At 43.5% G+C, this 20,436-nt stretch carries 18 protein-coding genes; 8 read left to right on the top strand and 10 right to left on the bottom strand.

Features of this window, described 5'->3' with window-relative positions; translation table 11 throughout:
* Window positions 1–28 precede the first annotated feature (28 nt).
* Complete coding sequence (locus P3L47_RS16600) at window positions 29–946, top strand: helix-turn-helix domain-containing protein (protein ID WP_277781485.1); 918 nt, start codon at window positions 29–31, stop codon at window positions 944–946.
* A gap of 20 nt (window positions 947–966) precedes the next feature.
* Window positions 967–1,869, top strand: a complete 903-nt coding sequence (bla, locus tag P3L47_RS16595; protein ID WP_277781484.1) for a class A beta-lactamase, subclass A2 — start codon at window positions 967–969, stop codon at window positions 1,867–1,869.
* Here the strand turns inward: bla and P3L47_RS16590 are convergent.
* Together P3L47_RS16590 and P3L47_RS16585 are read right to left on the bottom strand one after the other, a co-directional pair.
* The gene (locus tag P3L47_RS16590; protein WP_277781483.1) at window positions 1,866–3,023 is read right to left on the bottom strand and encodes a MalY/PatB family protein; all 1,158 of its coding nucleotides are present in this window, start codon (window positions 3,021–3,023) and stop codon (window positions 1,866–1,868) included. The genes bla and P3L47_RS16590 overlap by 4 nt on opposite strands.
* On the bottom strand, window positions 3,020–3,886 hold the full coding sequence (locus P3L47_RS16585; RefSeq protein ID WP_122359891.1) for a DUF3737 family protein: 867 nt from the start codon (window positions 3,884–3,886) through the stop codon (window positions 3,020–3,022). Before P3L47_RS16585 ends, P3L47_RS16590 begins: the two co-directional genes overlap by 4 nt.
* A 181-nt stretch (window positions 3,887–4,067) precedes the next feature.
* Here P3L47_RS16585 and P3L47_RS16580 point away from each other — a divergent pair, with 181 nt between their 5' ends.
* Together P3L47_RS16580 and P3L47_RS16575 are read left to right on the top strand one after the other, a co-directional pair.
* Entirely contained in the window at window positions 4,068–4,694 is a 627-nt protein-coding gene (locus P3L47_RS16580; protein ID WP_129733579.1) for an NUDIX hydrolase N-terminal domain-containing protein, read from the top strand.
* Between the two features lie 27 nt (window positions 4,695–4,721).
* Complete coding sequence (locus tag P3L47_RS16575; protein WP_129733578.1) at window positions 4,722–5,312, top strand: sugar O-acetyltransferase; 591 nt, start codon at window positions 4,722–4,724, stop codon at window positions 5,310–5,312.
* 18 nt (window positions 5,313–5,330) lie between these two features.
* On the opposite strand, the gene P3L47_RS16570 is transcribed toward P3L47_RS16575, so the two are convergent.
* Window positions 5,331–6,128, bottom strand: coding sequence for a hypothetical protein (locus P3L47_RS16570; protein WP_277781482.1), 798 nt, complete (start codon window positions 6,126–6,128; stop codon window positions 5,331–5,333).
* Window positions 6,129–6,225: 97 nt separating this feature from the next.
* Between P3L47_RS16570 and P3L47_RS16565 the strand changes: the two genes are divergently transcribed.
* From P3L47_RS16565 to P3L47_RS16550, 4 genes are read left to right on the top strand one after another with little or no spacing between them, the layout of a single operon-like run.
* On the top strand, window positions 6,226–7,158 hold the full coding sequence (locus tag P3L47_RS16565) for a DUF362 domain-containing protein (protein ID WP_486651778.1): 933 nt from the start codon (window positions 6,226–6,228) through the stop codon (window positions 7,156–7,158).
* Window positions 7,159–8,766: a 4Fe-4S binding protein gene (locus tag P3L47_RS16560; protein WP_277781481.1), complete on the top strand. Its 1,608-nt coding sequence runs from the start codon at window positions 7,159–7,161 to the stop codon at window positions 8,764–8,766.
* Between the two features lie 40 nt (window positions 8,767–8,806).
* Window positions 8,807–9,937 carry a tRNA guanosine(34) transglycosylase Tgt gene (gene tgt / locus P3L47_RS16555; RefSeq protein WP_122359876.1) on the top strand — a complete coding sequence of 377 codons (1,131 nt, stop codon included), beginning with the start codon at window positions 8,807–8,809 and terminating at the stop codon, window positions 9,935–9,937.
* Window positions 9,937–11,022, top strand: a complete 1,086-nt coding sequence (locus P3L47_RS16550) for an LptF/LptG family permease (RefSeq protein ID WP_122359875.1) — start codon at window positions 9,937–9,939, stop codon at window positions 11,020–11,022. The genes tgt and P3L47_RS16550 overlap by 1 nt, the downstream gene beginning before the upstream one ends.
* Window positions 11,023–11,212: 190 nt before the next feature.
* Here the strand turns inward: P3L47_RS16550 and P3L47_RS16545 are convergent, their stop codons facing one another.
* The 7 genes from P3L47_RS16545 to P3L47_RS16515 all read right to left on the bottom strand — a co-directional run bounded on the left by P3L47_RS16545 (window position 11,213) and on the right by P3L47_RS16515 (window position 20,169).
* Window positions 11,213–12,682 (bottom strand): PCMD domain-containing protein, encoded by a 1,470-nt coding sequence (locus P3L47_RS16545; RefSeq protein WP_122359874.1) that lies wholly within the window; start codon window positions 12,680–12,682, stop codon window positions 11,213–11,215.
* Window positions 12,683–12,931: 249 nt separating this feature from the next.
* A complete protein-coding gene (locus P3L47_RS16540) occupies window positions 12,932–14,029 on the bottom strand; it encodes a DUF4925 domain-containing protein (RefSeq protein WP_122359873.1) in 1,098 nt (365 codons plus the stop codon).
* A 201-nt stretch (window positions 14,030–14,230) separates the two neighbouring features.
* Window positions 14,231–14,755, bottom strand: coding sequence for an acyl-CoA carboxylase biotin carboxyl carrier protein subunit (locus tag P3L47_RS16535; protein WP_122359872.1), 525 nt, complete (start codon window positions 14,753–14,755; stop codon window positions 14,231–14,233).
* A gap of 15 nt (window positions 14,756–14,770) precedes the next feature.
* Complete coding sequence (gene accC / locus P3L47_RS16530) at window positions 14,771–16,282, bottom strand: acetyl-CoA carboxylase biotin carboxylase subunit (RefSeq protein WP_129733570.1); 1,512 nt, start codon at window positions 16,280–16,282, stop codon at window positions 14,771–14,773.
* 13 nt (window positions 16,283–16,295) lie between these two features.
* Window positions 16,296–17,840 (bottom strand): acyl-CoA carboxylase subunit beta, encoded by a 1,545-nt coding sequence (locus P3L47_RS16525; RefSeq protein ID WP_129733569.1) that lies wholly within the window; start codon window positions 17,838–17,840, stop codon window positions 16,296–16,298.
* 293 nt (window positions 17,841–18,133) lie between these two features.
* A complete protein-coding gene (locus P3L47_RS16520; protein WP_122359869.1) occupies window positions 18,134–19,423 on the bottom strand; it encodes an L-cysteine desulfidase family protein in 1,290 nt (429 codons plus the stop codon).
* Between the two features lie 89 nt (window positions 19,424–19,512).
* Complete coding sequence (locus P3L47_RS16515; protein ID WP_122359868.1) at window positions 19,513–20,169, bottom strand: glycine zipper family protein; 657 nt, start codon at window positions 20,167–20,169, stop codon at window positions 19,513–19,515.
* Window positions 20,170–20,436 lie beyond the last annotated feature (267 nt).

The following is a 20,436-nucleotide window of genomic DNA, read 5'->3' as shown; positions in this document are numbered from 1 at the left end:
ATCTTCGGGCGTTAATAAAAGAAAAACGATGAACACACGGTTAGCAGCAAATCTATCGGTTATTTTTACAGCCTGCATGCTTGTACTATCATTCAGTTTCGGCTTTCACAATTATTCGGAAACACAGAAAGCAATCGTTTCGGATCTGAACCAGGCATTGCAGCAGACCATTATGCAAAACTCCGAACAATGGATGAACCAGGATACACTCAAGACTTATTCGCGCTTGTCTGCCGTTTTCGGAAATCCGGTTTCTATCGAGAGTTATAATAAAGATTTTGCCGAAGCATTGAAGTTTGAACAGCTGAAAGAGAAAAGCGGTATTATCGTTCACGTAAAAAATAAGAAAGCGACGGATAAATCTATTGCATACGTAACACCTGAAAAAGATCAGACACAGAATTACCTGGCAAGCGATACCGTTATCTGGCTGAGCGCTAATTTAAATCTCCCCGAAGCATCACAAGAAGAATTGGGTATCTCTTTTCAAGGATATATCAATTATTCGACTAAGGATATTCTGGCACTTACAGACAAACGGACTCCTTTAGTACTGCTGATAGCAGCTATCCTGTCCGGTGCCCTTTCTATCTTTTTATTCCGTCGCAGAAGCACAAGTCTGCCACAAGAAGAGAAAACACTGGTTTTCGGTAATCTTACATTCTCTTGTCGCCATGCCTGCTTCTATAAAGAAGACCGGGAGAAATTGAAACTTACCCCGCAACAATATAAGGTTATGGAAATGTTTTTCCTTTCCTCCTCTCATATCCTGCCCAGAGCAGATATCTGTGATACGCTATGGCCGGGTAAAGACAATGCCGACGAAACACTGAACACTTTGATCCGCCGCCTGCGTCCGTTGGTGGAGGATAACAGCAATCTGAAAATAACGACCGACAGAGGAAGAGCTTATCAGTTGGAAATAAAAGAAAGCCTTGCGGTATAAAAGCTATTTATTTTATATTCATGAAACACATACGTATTATTCTTCTCGCTCTTTGCAGCCTCTGTTACATAACTGGTTTACAAGCACAATCTGAGCAATTAAAAGCCAATATTCAGGAAATTATCAAAGATAAAAAAGCCCGGATAGGTGTAGGTATCATATTAAATGGTAAAGATACTGTTACCATTAATAATGAAGACCGGTATCCGATGATGAGTGTATTCAAGTTTCATCAGGCATTGGCGGTGCTCAATTACCTGCAGCAAAATAATCTGCCTCTCGATACCCCAATACGGATTGAGAAAGAGGATATAATTGAAAACACTTACAGTCCGTTACGCGATAAATATCCCCAGGGTAATATTTCCCTTCCGATCAGCGAACTGTTGAAATACATTATTCAGCTAAGTGACAATATTGCCTGCGACGTCTTATTCAAATATATAGGTGGTCCTTCAGTTGCGGACAAATATATCCGTTCATTAGGTATACAGCAATTTTCCATTGTAATCACCGAAGATGATATGCATCAGGATTTATCTGCTTGCTACCTGAACTGGAGTACACCGTTGGAAGCTGCCCGTTTATTAGAAATTCTACTTACCCGGTCATTATTCAAAGATGAATATCAGGAATTCCTCAAAAACATCATGATCGAATGTGAAACCGGAAAAGACCGTCTCCCCCAGCCATTATTAAAAACTGACGCAGTGATAGGACACAAAACCGGTACCAGCGATCAGAATGCAAAGGGACAATTCATTGGAACAAACGATATCGGTTTTGTTCTGCTCCCGAATGGAAGCAGATACACTGTTGCTGTATTCATCAAAGATTCGAATGAGAGCATGGAAACAAATGCAAAGATCATAGCCTCTATATCCGAGGTGATTTATAAATATTTCACTGAGTCTTATAACTAATTCAGTACACGCTTAAGCCTGCCCAAACCATCGATCAGAAGTGCTCTCGGACAAGCGATATTGATGCGGATAAAGTCTTTACCTGCTTCGCCATACATATTCCCGTCGTTTACCAACAGCTTTTCCTTGTCCAGCAAAGCTTTTACAATTTCTTCTGAAGATTGTTTCAGAGCAGAACAATCTACCCAAACCAGATAAGTGCCTTCCAATGGTAAGACTTTCAAATGGGGAAGATATTTTTCAAAATATCTTTTCAGATAATTATAGTTATCCAGCAGGTATTGTTTAAGTTCTTCCAGCCATTCTGCACCCTCATTGTAAGCGGCGATCAAAGCTTCAACACCAAAAGGATTCACATCGCAGACCTCGTTGGCATTGATGGCCTTGTCTATTTTCATACGTACATATTCATTAGCAGAAATAATGTTTGCTATCTGTAATCCCGCCAGGTTGAATGCCTTACTCGGTGAAATGCAGGTAACGGAATTCATCAGGAAGTCTTTCGAAATGGAGGCGAAAGGCGTATAAGTATGTCCCGGGAAAACCAATTCGCAATGAATCTCATCGGCGATAACCAATACATCATTCCGAAAACAAATCTCGCCGATACGCGTCAGTTCCTCCTGGGTCCAAACCCTGCCTGCCGGATTATGTGGGTTACATAAAAGTAATAATTTGACTTTTGGGTCGGAGGCTTCTCTTTCCAAACCTTCGAAATCAATCCGATAAGTTCCATCGGTATAAAGAAGAGGATTGACGGCCACTTCGCAACCGTTATTTCGAATAGAGGAGAAAAAGCAATTATAGACCGGTGTCTGTACCAATACACGATCGCCCGGCAGGGTGAGTGCTTTGATTACAGCAGACAAGGCCGGAACTACCCCTGAAGTATAAATAATCCAGTCTTCCTCTATCAGCCAACCATGCCGTCTCGTGAACCAGTTCGTTACAGCTTCATAATAAGCGGCCGGCACTTTGGTATAACCGAAAATGCCATGTTCCACCCGCCTGCGCAATGCATCAACCACACAGGGAGCCGTACGGAAATCCATATCGGCTACCCACATGGGCAGGACATCCTCTTCTTTCGCCGTATCCCATTTATAGGAGTTACTTCTGCGACGGGGAATCAGTTCGTCAAAATTGTATTTCATTGATTGAAGCAAGTTACGTTATCCCACAGTCTCAGTTCACAGTTTGCCGGCTTCAGGATGTTTTCATCGATAATGATTTCATTGTAATATTCAGCCGTGATACGTCCGGTACGCGGATTCTTCACGCTATGTACTGGGCTATTAATAGTTGCCTGCACACTGCTATATTCAAAACAGAGATCAGCATCATCCGCCATTGTACAGTTCTCCATTACCAGGTCATGCGCATAGCAAAGAGCCTGTGTCCCGGATATCTTGCAATTTACCAAGCGCAAGTTATGTGAGTGCCATCCCAGGTATTCACCAGTCAGTTCAGAATCATACACAGTCACATTTTCAGTGTTCCAGAAAGCATCTTTCGAATTAATAACGGCATTACGGATTTCTACATTCTTACAATACTGGAATGAATAGTTTCCATTCTGACTGTAATTCTCAATACGGATATTCTCTCCGTGCATAAACAGGTAATCTGCTTTGTCGATCTGTACATTCTTCAGTTCAACGTTACGGCAATGCCAAAGCGTTTCCAACGCATTGGATAATCGCACATTCTCTAACTTGATCCCATCCATATCACGGAACATCTTCGGAGCTTCTACAATAGTGTCACTCATTTGCAGGTTCCGTGAATACCACAGGGCAGCGCGTGCTCCATCGGTAAAAAGACAATTCTTCACGATAAAACCATCGTTATGCCAAAAAGGATATTTACCCTCGAAGCGGCAGTTTACCGCAATGATATTACTGCATTCTTTTAAAGCTGATTCGCCAGTATGAATCGTTACATTTTCCAGTTGTAAATCGTGTGTAGCAAATAAAGGACGTTCGCCTTCATACTCTTTGTTCTTAATAATTTCCATAATTCAATTAATTATTTTTCATGTTACAAAAGTAGCTGGTCACAAAGAGATTATTTGTAGACGAATTACGGGTAATATAACCCAAATTACAGATTGTGTTTTCTCAAGTTCTCCGGAAAAGGTTACAATACATATAGAATTATTCGTATTTTTACAAGCGTACCAGGAAAACAGATACAGTATGAATGAAAATCAACAACCAAAGTGGCTCGAATGGGCAAAAGAATTACAGTTCATCGCACAGGCGGGATTAACTTATTCAAAAGATGCTTTTGATATTGAACGTTTTGAACGTATCAGAGAGATATCTGCCGAGATACTGAGTCTACAAAGCGGCTTGTCTTTAGAGAAAATAAAAAGCTTGTTCTGTAATGAAGAAGGTTTTCAAACGCCTAAGCTCGACAGCAGGGCGGCTATCTTTAAAGACAACAAAATATTGCTGGTAAAAGAAAAGAACGGTACTTGGTCTTTGCCCGGTGGCTGGGTCGACGTAAACCAAACCATAAAAACAAATACAGTGAAGGAAGTAAAAGAAGAGGCCGGATTGGATGTCGAAGCCATCCGGATAATAGCTGTACAGGATCGAAACCTCCACAACCTGCCTCCGTACGCCTATAATGTCTGTAAAGTTTTTCTCCTCTGTGAAGTAAAAGGCGGAGCTTTTCAGCCGAACATAGAAACGGTAGAAAGCGGATATTTCAATCTCGATGAAATTCCCCCGTTAGCAGAAGAAAAGAATAATAAAGAACAGGTAGAGATGTGTTTTGCTGCCTATCATGATAAAGATTGGGTGGTACAATTCGACTAAATCTTACCTAAAAACAACTCATATTATATGGAAACCAACTATCAAAGATTCTTATCGGGTGAATACTGTAACCGGCTTGATAAAGAAGTTTTGGATATGATTATCCGAAACAAAAGATTGCTTTCAAAATTCAATGCGACAGACATTTCCGATGTAGCAACTAGAACGGAACTCTTGCATGATATGTTCGGAAAAGTAGGTAAGCACGTTAGTGTAGATATTAATTTCCATTGCGAATGCGGAAAGCATATCTTTATTGGCGATAAAGTCGTTATCAATATGAACTGTACTTTTTTAGACGACAATATTATTACGATCGGAAATAATGTATTGATTGCTCCCAACGTTCAATTATATACAGCAACACATCCGGTAGCCGCCAACGAAAGGTTTGTAGAAGACTGGGATGAAAGTTCTGGAGAACTCTTTTTCAGAACCAAAGCCCTTCCGATCACCATCGGCGATTATGTCTGGATCGGTGGCGGCACAATCGTCCTGCCGGGTGTTACGATTGGAGACAATTGCGTTATCGGAGCCGGAAGCGTAGTCACCAAATCGATTCCGGCCAATAGTATTGCAGTAGGAAACCCATGTAAAGTTATTAAAGAATTGTTGTAGCCATAATCGATCATCTGTTTATTCTTCCAGCAATCCTTCCAGATAACGTTCCGGCGATAAACCGATGCGTTGCATAAAACCGGCAAGGGCACTAAAGTTCAATTCTTCTTTTCCACTGTCGAGCAAAGTGACTTTACGGATAACATTCAGCGGCAAAGAAATGGGAACGAAAGGTCTCAGTTGCCCGTTCTCATACCGGTAACCGGCATCGACCGGACTACGAAGGACTGCCAAACGCCATTCTTTTTCCGGTGCACACGACGGTTCCTTTACTTCCAGACAAGCATTACATAAAAGCGAGAAGAAACGGGAATCGGATGTAAAGCCACTGTGTTCATCATCGAAAAAGAACTTATCGTATTCACGCTCCATTTGCGTAATAAAGTTATCGAGTACCTGTCTTTCATCGTATTTACAACGAACCAGGAACATGTTTTCGAAAAGGCAATGTTCCGCCAGTTGCTCATAATCGAAAGACAAACGCAGGTAGGGTTGTTTAGCGGATTTTACCTTTTCCGGGAGTTCGGTTTCATTTTCATAAAAAGACAATTTATAAATATCCATTTCCGGCCCGATCAGCATACAACGCTTCTCACGAAAAAAAGGAATAGCCTGTTTACTCTCTTCTGCCGGAATTCCTTTTTGTATTTCATACTCTCCTATCGCCTTCCGGAGCAGCGACAATCCATATTGATATTCTTCCTGAGGAACGGTATATAATAAATTATCAGCCTGTAAAGTAAGTGCCGGTTCCCCGGTAGTTACCACGCATCCTTCGATAAAGGAATGCAGTGATATATAAGCATATAATTCCATTAAATTAATATTTTTTACGGGCAAAGATACACTATAATTCAGAGAATTACTACCTTTGTTACATCTATAAACAATTCTAATAACCAATTACAACAAAATGAAACGTCGTGATTTCTTAAAGACCAGTGTAGTAGCTGGTGCCGCATTATCCATAGACTTTAAAGGGCTGCAAGCAGCATTGTCGACCAACACCATGGCAGTAGAGCAGGCTCCCGAAATGGTAGCTGTGATGGGTGGCGAACCTGAGGCTATGCTCGATAAAGCATTGGAAACCCTGGGGGGAATCGGTAATTACATCAAGAAAGGGCAAAAAGTGGTTATCAAACCGAATATCGGATGGGACCGTACACCGGAACTGGCAGGAAATACCAACCCGCAGCTTATCAAAGCATTGGTGAAAAAATGCCTGGCAGCCGGAGCAGAGAAAGTAACTGTTTTCGACCATACCTGCGATAATTGGCAGAAATGTTATGAGAGCAGTGGTATAGCTGCTGCCGTAAAAGAAGCCGGAGGTATCATCATGCCTGGCAACGATGAGAAATATTTCAAAGAAGTATCCATCCCCAACGGAGTAAAAGTAAAGTCTGCCAAGATACACGAAGCACTGATCGAAGCGGACGCCTGGATCAATGTGCCTATCCTGAAGAATCATGGCGGGGCAAAACTTTCCTGTGCCATGAAGAATTACATGGGTATCGTATGGGACCGTCGTTTCTTCCATCAGAACGACTTGCAGCAATGTATCGCCGACATCTGTACCTGGCAAAAGAAACCGGTTCTGAATATCGTGGATGCTTACCGTATGATGCACCAGAACGGACCACAGGGCAAAAGTGCAGCCGATGTAGCGACATTGAAATCAATGATTGTATCTCCTAACATCGTTGCAATCGACACGGCAGCCCTCGCTTTATTCAACCAAGTAAAGAAACTGGACATGGAAGCAGTAAGCCATATCGGTAAAGGCGAAGAGCTTAAACTGGGATCAACGGATTTGAAGAAGATCAATATCAAACGTATTAAAATATAAATGAAGCGACCTAATTACTTAAAAGGACTGCGGGTACTCCTCGCAGCCCTGTTTTTTATACCTATACTTCTTTTCTTTCTGGACTTCACGAATAAGATGCCGGTCGGCGTACACAGATTACTGCATGCACAGTTATTGCCGGCTATCCTTGCGGGTATGTTCGGAATTGTAGCCGCATTGCTTCTCCTGACATTGGTATTCGGACGTATTTACTGTTCGGTATTATGTCCTGCGGGAGTTTTCCAGGATATCATCAACCGCCTGTTCTGCATAGGGAAAAAGAAGAAAAAAGGGGTACGGCGATTTAAATATCATAAGCCATTGAACTGGGTACGATATGTGTTGCTGGCGGCCACTGCGATAACTGCCCTACTGGGATTCTCCGGTTTATGCCTGTTGCTCGATCCGTATAGTAACTTCGGACGCATTGCGGCAAACCTGTTCCGCCCTTCTGTTATGTGGGGGAACAATGTATTGGCCGACTGGCTGATGAAAATGGATAACTATTCATTGTTCCACGTAACGATCAGCACGGTAAGTATTGCCGGCCTGGTATCCGGTATTGTGGCTCTGGTTGTTTTTGCCGTTTTGGTTATTTTCCGCGGACGTTTGTTTTGTAACTCATTATGCCCGGTAGGTGCATTGCTTAGTCTGGTGTCACGTTATTCATTCTTCCGTATATCATTCGATAAAGGGGCTTGTACCCATTGCGGAAACTGTGAACATACCTGCAAAGCAGAAGCGATCGACGCCAAGAATCTGACTGTCGATACTTCTCGTTGCGTGGATTGTTTCAACTGCGTTTCTTCTTGTTCCAAAGGTGGTCTGCAATATCGTTTCAACCCTCCTTTCCGGAAAGAAGAGAAAGCGATTACTGAAGTTGCTATGAAAATGGAACAGCAACCGGCAGTAAACAGCCGTCGTACTTTCCTGGCAACCGGAGCAACTGTTGCAGCCACGCTGCCAATCGTATCGGCTATCGCGGAAGGTGTCGAACAATGCGAAGGACACGGAAATGGAAATGGTCATGGAAAGAGAAAAGGACGTAAAAAATGGCCGCCCATCACCCCTCCCGGATCATTGAGCCTGGAACGTTTCAAAGACAAATGTACGGGATGCCATATCTGCGTCGTGAAATGTCCGAGCCAAGTATTACGTCCTGCCGGACTGGAATATGGTTTCGATTATCTGTTGAAGCCACGTATGGCTTACATCAGCAGTTATTGTAATTATGAGTGTACGATATGCTCGGAAGTTTGTCCGGCTGGGGCTATTCAGCCTATCACGGTGGAAGAAAAGAAATCGTTGCAGGTGGGTATTGCAACTTTCTTTATCAACCGGTGTATTGTGAAGACGGAAGGAACCGACTGCGGAGCCTGCTCCGAACACTGTCCGACCCAGGCCGTACACATGGTGCCTTATGAAGGGACACTGACCATTCCGCAGGTAAACCCGGACTTATGTGTAGGTTGTGGCGGATGCGAATCGATCTGTCCGGTGCGTCCGATGCGGGCTATTATCGTGAAGTCGAATGTAGTGCATCAGACCATTGTTTTACCGGAAGAGGAAGAAGTCAAAAACGTAGAAGTCGATGACTTCGGATTCTGATAGAAAAATACTATCTTTGCGCCCAAAGCGAAGATAAGTAATGAAATTCGAATTACAACACAACGATACTAAAACAAATGCAAGGGCGGGCTTGATTACTACCGATCACGGGGTAATCGAGACGCCCATTTTTATGCCTGTCGGAACACAAGGCACAGTGAAAGGCGTCCACATGACCGAGTTGAAAGAGGATATCAATGCCCAGATCATCCTCGGTAACACCTATCATCTTTACCTGCGTCCGGGTCTTGAAATCCTGGAAAAAGCTGGCGGATTGCACAAATTCAATACATGGGACCGTCCTATCCTGACCGATAGCGGAGGTTTCCAGGTGTTCTCGCTTTCCGACAACCGCAAATTGCATGAGGAAGGAGCCGAATTCCGTTCGCATATCGACGGTTCGAAACACCTCTTCACCCCGGAAAAAGTAATGGATATCCAACGCATCATCGGTGCCGATATCATTATGGCTTTCGATGAATGCTGCCCGGGAGACGCGGATTACGATTATGCAAAAAAATCTTTGGGACTGACCGAACGTTGGCTGGACCGTTGTTTCGAACGCTTCAACTCTACCGAACCGAAATATGGCTACGGGCAATGCCTCTTCCCCATCGTACAAGGTTGCGTGTATCCTGACCTGCGCCGTCAAGCGGCAGAAAATGTGGCAAAGAAAGGCGCTGACGGAAACGCCATCGGTGGCCTGGCTGTCGGCGAACCGACGGAGAAGATGTACGAAATGATCGAGGTAGTCAATGAAATACTGCCCAAAGACAAACCCCGTTACCTGATGGGAGTCGGTACGCCGATCAACCTGCTGGAGGGAATCGAACGTGGTATAGATATGTTCGACTGTATCATGCCGACCCGTAACGGACGCAACGGACAGATCTTCACGCAATATGGCACGATCAACCTGCGCAACAAGAAATGGGAAGACGACTTCTCCCCTGTCGATCCGGACGGTCATTCGCTAGTCGACACGCTCTACAGCAAAGCATATCTGCATCACCTGATCAAGGCAAACGAAATGCTGGGTCTGCAGATCGCTTCTATCCATAACCTGGCTTTTTACCTGTGGCTGGTAAAAGAGGCACGCCGCCACATCATTGCCGGCGACTTCGGTACCTGGAAAAGCGGCATGGTACAGCAACTAAACAATAGATTATAATGAATTTTAAATTAAAACGGATAGACTGGTACATCATCAAGCAATTTCTCGGAACGTATGTTTTCGCGATTATTCTGATTATCTCTATCTCCGTCGTATTCGATATAAACGAAAAGATCGACAAGTTCCTGAAGCCGGATGTACCTTTGCAGGCAATCATCCTGGATTATTACATGAACTTCATTCCGTATTTTGCCAACCTGTTCAGTCCGCTGTTCACGTTCATCGCAGTTATCTTCTTTACTTCGAAGCTGGCGGACAATTCCGAGATCATCGCTATGCTGGCAAGTGGAATGAGTTTCCGGCGATTGATGTTGCCCTACGCCATTTCGGCAGCAATTATCGCGACAGCCAGTTTCATACTGAGTGCTTTCATCATTCCTCCCGCCAACAGTACACGTATCGACTTCCAGAACAAGTATATCAGGAACAAAAAAGTGGAATATGCCCGGAACATACAGATTGAAGTGGAACCGGGTGTGATTGCTTATTTCGACCGTTACGATGCACGTCCGAATATGGGTTACCGTTTCTCTTTGGAACATTTCGAAGGGAAGAAGTTGATCTCAAAACTGACAGCCAACTCGATCAAATATGATTCGCTATACCAATGGACCGTCATCGATTATATGATCCGCGACTTTGACGGGATGCGCGAACATATCACGCATGGTTCACGTAAAGACACGACTCTGACAATCATACCGTCCGATTTCCTGATCTCGGTAAACGATTGCGAAACAATGACTTCGCCTCAATTAGCAGAATATATCGACCGACAGAAAACACGTGGCATCGGCAATATACAGACTTTCCAAATCGAATATCACAAACGTTTCGCCTCTATTATGGCTGCGTTTATTCTGACCTCTATCGGAGCCTCACTTTCTTCCCGCAAAATCAAAGGGGGCATGGGATTGAATATCGGTATCGGACTGGCTTTAAGTTTCTCTTATATTCTGTTTACCACGGTTACATCTACTTTCGCAATCAACGGATACGTAAGTGCGATGGTGGCCTCCTGGATTCCGAATATTCTTTATACATTCATTGCTATTTATCTGTATCGGAAAGCACCGAGATAATCAAAAAGGCTTTCATAGCAAAACGGGAAAGTATGTCAAAAACGGGATTTACCGGACGCAGATAACGCAGACGAGCACAGAGTTACGCAGATATTTAATTATAAAATAAATCTGCGATAATCTGTGCTCTTCTATGTAGTCTGCGTCCGGTTTATTTGTTTTGACGCAACATCATTTCGTGAATAGTATCTTATTCAAAAACAACCTCTAATTCATCTATATACAATGTACTTCCGGGAGCCCCCTGGAAAGCATCACCTTTGCTGCTGGAAGAAAAGATCAGTGCCAGCTTATACAATTTAGTCGAATCATAGGTCTTGCCTGTCAGGAATTTAAATTCGAGACTGAAAGGAGTATATTCCGCTTTTGCTGTTCCGTCAGCCAGTGATGCTACAGCTACAATCTTTTCGGAATTGCCGATGTTCAGACCAGTCAACGTTTCGCTTTCGTCAGCTACTTCATACAAAACACCCTTTATACTGCATTCGTCCGTTAATTCCGGATGTTCTACAATATTCTTTTTATCAGAACCATCGAGGAACAATTCGCCCGGAGTATATTTATAGTATCCGTTAAAAAGTAACGGTTTCTTATCACACATAATACCGAATTTCGTGCTGTTTAACTGATTAAAAGGATCGATTGCAAAACGTCCGGTATACAGAGAACCGGAAGTAATAGCAGGTGCTAAAGAAATATCCGATGTATTCTTTGTCGTCAGTTTCGCTGCCATACCTTTAACAGCGTCTTCTGTTGGAACAACCGGAAATTCGTCTGTATAGCCAAATAATGCCAAATAGCTGGCACCAGCACTGCTTGTCGCCAATTTATCATCCGGATACGGAGTCTGATAAGCCGCTTTACCGGTACCCTTATTCACCCATTCGTCTAACGAATATTTCTGCATTTTACCTGCTACAGAAACGGTATAAGTTGTCGTCGTGATTCCATCTTCCGAAATAACCGTATAAGTGACAGGTTTAGAGAAATCCTGCGCCACACCGCTTGCCGGAGTGATCGTTGCTTTATCGGAAATCTTGATGGTAGGAACCAATGCGGCTAATTCTTCCGCCTTGATGGTATCTGAAACCATAAAGGTTATGTTTGTTCCGTCAATTGCCGGCAGCGAAACAACTTCTTTACTATCGAAAGTAAGCTCTGTGATCTTCGCTTCCGAACTCTGGTCTGCTGCCAGTTTCGTTCCTTTGAAATCAACCTTCACTGTGATAGCTGCACCCGACTGGGTTGCTTTCACGTTGATAACCATGTCCAGTTTTTCACCGGCAATAGTACCGGTCATCACCACATTACATTCGCCAACAATAGGTAAATCCAGCGTATCTTCGCCGTCGAATTTACAGGCATTATCGCCTTGTTTTTCTACATTACATTTGTCTACGGAAATGTTTCCAAGTGCCATCGCCCCAAAACTGAAGTTCTTCAGTTCCATCTTGATTTGGTTGTCGCCAACTTTGGTTACATACATTTTTTGTGGAAGATTTTCTCCTACTTTCGTTCCGTCGAGGTCTACGTCGAGTGTTCCTTTGTAAACACCATCAAATTCAGTTCCGATAGGTTCCACCTTATCGTCATCACTACAAGCCGAAAACAGGCCGAACATGCAAAGCATGCTAAAAAAATAAAGTAATTTTGTTTTCATAAATTTGTAAGTAAACTAATACCTTTTAATTAGTAATAAATCATTCATTAGATGCACGAAGATAGGAAGTTTTTCGGGATATCTTCCCGAATACGACAAGCAAGAATTTCTCCAGTTATCTATCAACTCTCGCCATCGTATCAAAAACAACAGAATCCGGATTCTGTTAAAATAGATTCATATAAACAAAAAGAGGAGGATTGTGGGTTTACACATCCTCCTCTTTACTATAAAATCGAAATACCTGGTTTATTTTTGCAAAGTCAAACCGAATGTTAATTCTGTAGTTCCTTCCAAAACAGCTGGTAGTTCCCCTAGAATAGCCTGTATCATCGGGGCCATTGCAGCCATATCCGGATTACTTGCAATCAGTTCGCCAATCATATCTGTTACATATTTACTGCTTAAAAGAACTTTCAAGATCGGCAGGATGAATTCTTGGTCGAGAGATATAGTGGCAACACCGTTTTCAACTGTATAGTTCAACGGGAAACCTTCGCTCAGTGCGCCCATCAAAGGAGTTTGAAGCAATGCTGTTACCAGTTCCATCAAATCGGCATTGTTAGCTTTCGTAGCTGTCATAATAATCATGTCGATGTTCAGTGTAACATACAGTTTACTACTTTTGATATAATAGTTTGCCAGATTGATAGGCGATTTCAAGCCATCTTTCCCATATGTAGCAACGACATTTCCATCTGGTAAAAAAGTAACATCAGCCAGCACCTTCATCAATTCCGGAGAGATAAACATTTGATTCAATAGTGCAGCTGCATTTTCTGTTTCCCATCCACCATCTCCGATCGGCAACTTTTCACTAGATTTCCAAGCAAAGACAGAACCTGTCATTTTCCACAATTTACCTTCCGTTAACGGATTTGTCGGCATGGTTACATTCACAGCCATGGTCAGCATGTCTTTCTTTACTTCACCCGTGTATTTTACTGTACGTCCATTAGACTCATCAGTACCTTCAAATGTATAAGTTTCACCAGACAGAGTCAAGGCTACGTTATTCAAAGTAGTAACCGTTTCACCAGGAATAACACCCGGAGCAAGACTTGGAATAAAATTCGCTTTCGAACCTCCACCGATCAGATCAGTGATCGAACTCATATCGAAAGTCCCTTTCATTGTGATAGTTGCCGTCTTTCCATCTTTTGTATCAAATGAAATTTCTTTACCTAATAACATTTCGTCACTATACTTCAGGCTTAATTTATCGCCGGAATAAGAAGCATTAACATCCAACACATTCGGATCCTTTGGATCATCGTCATCGCTACAAGCGGTGAAGAAGCTTAACGTACATAGCACGGTAAACAAATACAAAAAACTTTTCTTCATAAACTCTCTTTTTTTTAATAAACAAACGTCTTTAACTAAGAATAAAATATTTTTAGTTAGTCGCCGCGAATATAGGCATTATTTTATTATGCAAGCCAAAATATTAAAGGCTTAACATTACATGAACCTAATCTTTTTACAATTATGACAAATAAAAATCCGTACCCCTCTTTCTGAGAAATACGGATTTTATAATAGCACTTATTCGACCACCAACATTTTGTCGTTGACAGCGACTTTGTCGCCACCGGTAATATAAACCTCCTTCACGACCCCGTCTATCGGGCTGCGTATCTCGTTTTCCATCTTCATGGCAACCAATACACAAAGCGGAGTTCCGGCAGTCACTTCATCGCCGGGTTTCACATTCACTTTCAGGATCACGCCCGGCATCTGTGCAGTGATCACCTGACGGCCGACAGCCACCGACTGGATACGCGACAGGCGCATCTTCTTCAGTTCGTCGATTACCTGAACCTGGAAATAATCGCCTTTATTCTTAACTTCGTACACATCGTCGGATATATTGGATATCTGGACACCGTGCGATTTATGATTGAGGATGATGGAATAGATGCTATCCCCTCCCACATTATAATCCACATTATATATCTTGCCGTTTACGGAGACTTTCTTTACCGGGCCGTCTTCCAGTATTTCCACCTTGAATTCGGTGTCGGGCATATCATTTACTGTTGCAAAATAGGTTGCTAATGCTTTTGACATAATCAGATCCTCCTTTTAATAGTTATTGGCAGTCATCTGCAGTTTACCGTAATATTTCCATAAAGACTCGCCTACCAACGGGACTGTTGTCATACGGGCAGAGGCCTCCTTCTCCTGTTCGAAATGCTTGATGGCCGCAGCAATCACGGCAACCAGCGGATCGTTGTTCTGACGACGTTTCAGATCTTCCTTATCGAATTTGGTATCGATAAAAGTCGTATCGTAATTCCCTTTCAGGAACGTCTCGTTACGCAAGACACGCTGATGGAACGGGATCGTCGTTTTAATCCCCAGAATCTTATATTCCCGCAAGGCACGTGCCATATTGGAGATAGCAGATTCACGGTTACGTCCCCAGGTACACAACTTGGCTATCATCGGGTCGTAATGCAAAGAGACTTCAAATCCGGCATACGCGGCACTGTCCAAACGCACATTACGTCCTTCGGGCGCTTCACGAACCTTGATGACACCCGGCGAAGGCATAAAGTTATTCTCCGGGTCTTCCGCATAGATACGGCATTCGATAGCCGCCCCTCTGAACTCCACATCTTCCTGTTTGTATGGCAACGGATTACCGGCAGCTACCAGGATCATATCGCGTACCAGATCGACACCCGTAACCTCTTCCGTCACCGGATGTTCCACCTGCAGACGGGTATTCATTTCCAGAAAATAGAAATTCTGGTCTTTATCCATCATAAATTCCAATGTCCCGGCACTATAATAACCGATCTTCTTACAGGCTTCCACCGCCACAGCCAACATCTTCTTACGTGTCTCTTCCTTCACAAATGGTGACGGAGATTCCTCGATCACTTTCTGGTTACGGCGCTGGATAGAGCATTCACGCTCATAGAGATGGATCACATTCCCATATTTATCTCCCAAAACCTGTACTTCGATATGATGCGGATTCTCAATATATTTTTCAATGTAAATAGCATCATTCCCGAATGAATTTCCGGCTTCGGAACGCGACAGGCGGAAAGCTTCTTCCAGCCCTTCTTCATCACGAACCAGACGCATACCTTTACCACCTCCGCCAGCCAATGCTTTCAACATGATCGGATAACCGACCTCTTTAGCGACTTTGCGGACTTCGGCTATATTGTTAACCGGCTCTTCTGTTCCGGGAACGACAGGTACACCGGCTGCTTTCATGATCTTGCGGGCCTCGGTCTTAATCCCCATTTTGGCAATAACATCGGCACTCGGTCCGATAAATATGACGCCTTCTTCTTCACATCTGCGGGCAAAATCTGCATTTTCCGAAAGAAAACCATATCCCGGATGGATAGCTGCACCCGTTTTCTTGGCGATTGCCAGGATCAGGTCGGGTTTCAGATAAGAAGTGTCTGTTTCATCTTCCGAGATACAGTAGGCTTCTTCGGCATATCGTACATGCAAGGCACCCCGGTCCACATGTGTATAGATCGCAACGGTCGGTATATTCATTACGCGGCAGGTACGAAAGATTCGCATCGCAATTTCGCCGCGATTGGCTACTAATACTTTCTTTATCATAATCGTTCGCGTATTAAAGTGGTAAATTGGAATGTTTCTTCGGTGGATTGGATTGCCGCTTATTAGCCAGCAGTTCGAAGCTGCGGATCAGGCGTGCACGTGTTCCCGACGGTTCGATGATCTCGTCCACATAGCCCAGTTCGGCTGCCCGGTAGGGATTAGCGAATTTCTCACGGTAATCATCCTGCAATTCCTTGCGTTTCTTCTCTACGTCTTCTGCTTTTTTCAACTCTTTACGGAAAAGGATATTCACGGCACCGTCCGGTCCCATGACAGCGATCTCGGCAGTCGGATAAGCGAAATTGATATCACCGCGGATATGCTTGGAGCTCATCACATCATAAGCTCCGCCGTATGCCTTACGGGTAATGACCGTTACCTTCGGAACCGTCGCTTCACAATAGGCATAAAGCAATTTTGCCCCGTGGCGAATAATACCTTCATATTCCTGGTGAACACCCGGAAGGAATCCCGGCACATCCACCAATGTCAACAACGGGATATTGAAAGCGTCGCAGAAGCGCACAAAACGGGCCGCCTTCACGGAAGCATTTATATCCAACGTTCCTGCCAGGGCAGCGGGCTGATTGGCTACAACACCGATCGTTTTTCCATTCAACCGGATATATCCGATAACGATATTCTTGGCATATTCTTCCTGTACTTCAAAGAAATTATGATCGTCGGCAACCGATTCGATCAATTCTTTCATATCATAAGGCTGATTCGGATTGGTCGGAATCAGGTTATTCAACTGTTCATCGATCCGGTTCGCGCTGTCGGTCGTCGGGATGAACGGAGGTTCCTCCATATTATTACTTGGAAGGAATGACATGAGTTCGCGTATCTTCAGGATACAATCCATATCGTTGTCTCCTGTGAAATGTGCTACTCCGGAACGGCTGCTGTGCACTTCCGAGCCTCCCAATTCCTGCATCGTCACTTCTTCCTGTGTCACACTCTTTACCACTTCCGGCCCCGTAATAAACATATAACTGGAATCTTTCACCATAAAGATGAAATCGGTCAGAGCCGGCGAATAGACTGCACCTCCGGCACACGGTCCCATGATCGCACTGATCTGTGGAATAACTCCCGATGCCATCGAATTGCGCAAAAAGATTTCTGCGTAACCTGCCAGCGAGCGTACACCCTCCTGGATACGTGCTCCGCCCGAATCGTTCAGACCGATCACCGGTGCACCCAGTTGCATCGCCATATCCATGATCTTACAGATCTTCCGTGCGTATGTCTCGGAAAGAGCACCGCCGAATACCGTAAAATCCTGGGCAAAGACAAATACCGTACGTTTACCTATCAAGCCGTAACCCGTCACTACCCCATCGCCCAGCGGACGCTGTTTCTCCAATCCGAACTCTGTACAACGATGGGTTACAAATTTGTCGACTTCGACAAAGCTTCCTTTTTCAAGAAGTAATTCGATTCTTTCACGGGCAGTCAGTTTACCCGCTGCATGTTGTTTTGCGATACGGTCTTCGCCGCCTCCCAGCTCTGCCTGATGGTTCAGAGCTGCCAATTGTTCAATTTTTTCTTTCATGGCGATTGTCGGTTTATTGTTTGATGAACTTAAATTTTAACAACGGTGACATATACAAAAGTAAGAGCTACATTCCTCTTAAACTGTATCATATATTACACAGCATATATTCCATGATCTTAACGCCTTTACAAGATAAACATTTGAACGCACGAAAGAGTTACAGAAACCGATCGAATTTATCGATGTATTTATTGACAAAATTTATATAGTAGAACTTATAAGGTACAAAAAACCTCTCAATCCCAATAAATTGAGGTTGAGAGGTCAAAGTAATGAACAAAAACAATCTTTTAGCAAGACTTGCCTGTCATAATATCTAATACCAATTTATCTGTTTCTTCCATTCCACGGGAGCCTATTGCTGTCAGGTTCGAGATAGATTTATCCACATCTTCGTCGATAATACCTTCAACAGGGGTTACAACCTTATTTTCCATTGCCATCAACGCAGAGATCATAGCCGTAGAAACACCACTCGATACTTTCAATGCACAACTGGGCTTAGCCCCGTCACAAATCATCCCCGTAATATTTCCGATCATATTCTTGATAGCATACGAGATCTGTGTCTTACTACCGCCCATCAGGTAAGTAATACCACAACTGGAACCGGTAGCCGCAACCACACAACCGCAAAGGGCAGACAACCGTCCAAGACTCTGCTTAATATAAATAACCATCAGATGGCTAAGTGTCAGGGCACGTATCAACTGCTCTTCCGAACAATTGATATCTTCAGCAAAAGATAAAACCGGTAATGTAGCCGCAATACCCTGGTTTCCACTACCGGAGTTACTCATAACCGGAATCATCGCTCCGTCCATACGAGCATCGCAGGCAGCAGCCGTCATTGTCAACATATGTGTATAGGCTGAATCACCCATATATTTCCGTCCGTATTCTCCGGATACAGTTTTACTGACGGTATGACCGTAATGACCTTTTATAGAAGCCTGTGCTGCTTTCTTATTCAGGTCGGCTGTTTCAAGGATAAAACGTATTTCGTCGAGCGGCATTTCCATTGCAAACTCGTAAACGGTAGAGAAGGATAATTTCAGTTCTTCTTCATGGCATACAGCGTCGCAGGATATATCTTTTCGCAGATCCGTCAGCACCACTCCGTTTTTCTCTACATATATTATATGTGTATGCTCGTGGCAAATGATGACCTTGGATGCTTCCTCCCCGGCAGTACAAATTACTTCTATATATAATTTATCTACATTTTCTTTTAGAGCGATATGGATAATCTTATTGTCAATCATAGCTTTCCCGGCTTCCAACGCCTCCGGGGTTATATCCCGCAGGACTTCCAGCTCATAAGCCGACTTTCCGATCAGCGTACCCAAAGCGACAGCAATAGGCAATCCAACCATTCCGGTTCCGGGAATTCCCACTCCCATAGCATTTTTCAGAATGTTTGCACTCAGTAACACTTCGATCTTTTCGGGACAGTGTCCTAAAACTTCGGTAGCTTTAGCAGCAGCCAACGCTACAGCAACAGGCTCCGTACAACCGATAGCAGGAATTACCTCCTGATGTATAAGGGATATTATCTGTGATTTTGTCGTATTATCCATGATAATTATGTTTATGCGTTAGATTGCGGCAAAGGTAATGATTTTATTAATTCACGGACTTTTATATAGTCAAAATTATCACTTAATAATTAATCTACACCAACCGTTTCGACCGTAAAGGTTTCTTCTTCCGTCCCATTGCCTCGCCCCTCTTCCAGCCGTACACTGAAAACAGCTTCACCCGTTTGTAACTCTTGCGAAGCATGTACTGTCACTTCATATGTTACAGGCTTATCTTTTGAAACCCTGGCTATCCGGACTGGATCGGATATTTCCAAATGTTGCCCCTCTCTGATTTTCACTATAGGAAGTACATTTACTGCTTCCTGAAAACTATTATTTATGATCACGAAAGAGATACGGCAAGTTTCCCCGGCATCGATCTTTTGATTATAGGTAAGACTATCCTCTTCCAGCAAAATATCTTCAATCCGGAGGTCGGGAAGAAGCATATGGGAAGAAGGTGTATATTTTGCCGGTCTACTCCGCTCTACATATGTTTCACCCGTATTGGCAGCAATAGATGCTCCGGCAATCCCCCCGACTGCCGTACCGATGAACGAACCGATTTCACCTCCCCGATCATCATCGATTGCCTCTCCGATCAACCCGCCAAACATCCAGCCGATAAAAGAACCGACCTGTGCACCGAAACCAGCCCTGTCTTCCGAACTCATATTCCTCATAGACCCGCAACCAGGCAGTACCAACAAAAAAATCATCCCGATGAGAAATCCTTTTTTCATATATATCAACTATTTCGTTACAGTTTACCGGAGAATAAGCTCTCCCGACTTATTTTTATGACAGTCTAAATAAGAAAAACCCCCACCCGTTTCACTTTTTTATAATTGTTTATTCTTTTCATCAAGAAAGCAAAAACCTACTTACCAAGTAAGCCCCAATCTACTTATCGAGTAATCTTCCGTCTACTTAGTAAGTAACCCTATACCCTACTTATCAAGTAAGTTGAAGGCTACTTACTAAGTAAGTTTTAACCGAAAAGTTACAGG

It is taken from the genome of Parabacteroides chongii (assembly GCF_029581355.1).
In the GTDB taxonomy this organism is placed as follows: domain Bacteria; phylum Bacteroidota; class Bacteroidia; order Bacteroidales; family Tannerellaceae; genus Parabacteroides; species Parabacteroides chongii.
The sequence above is the reverse complement of the archived record's forward strand: the minus strand, read 5'-3'. Positions and strand labels throughout refer to the sequence as shown.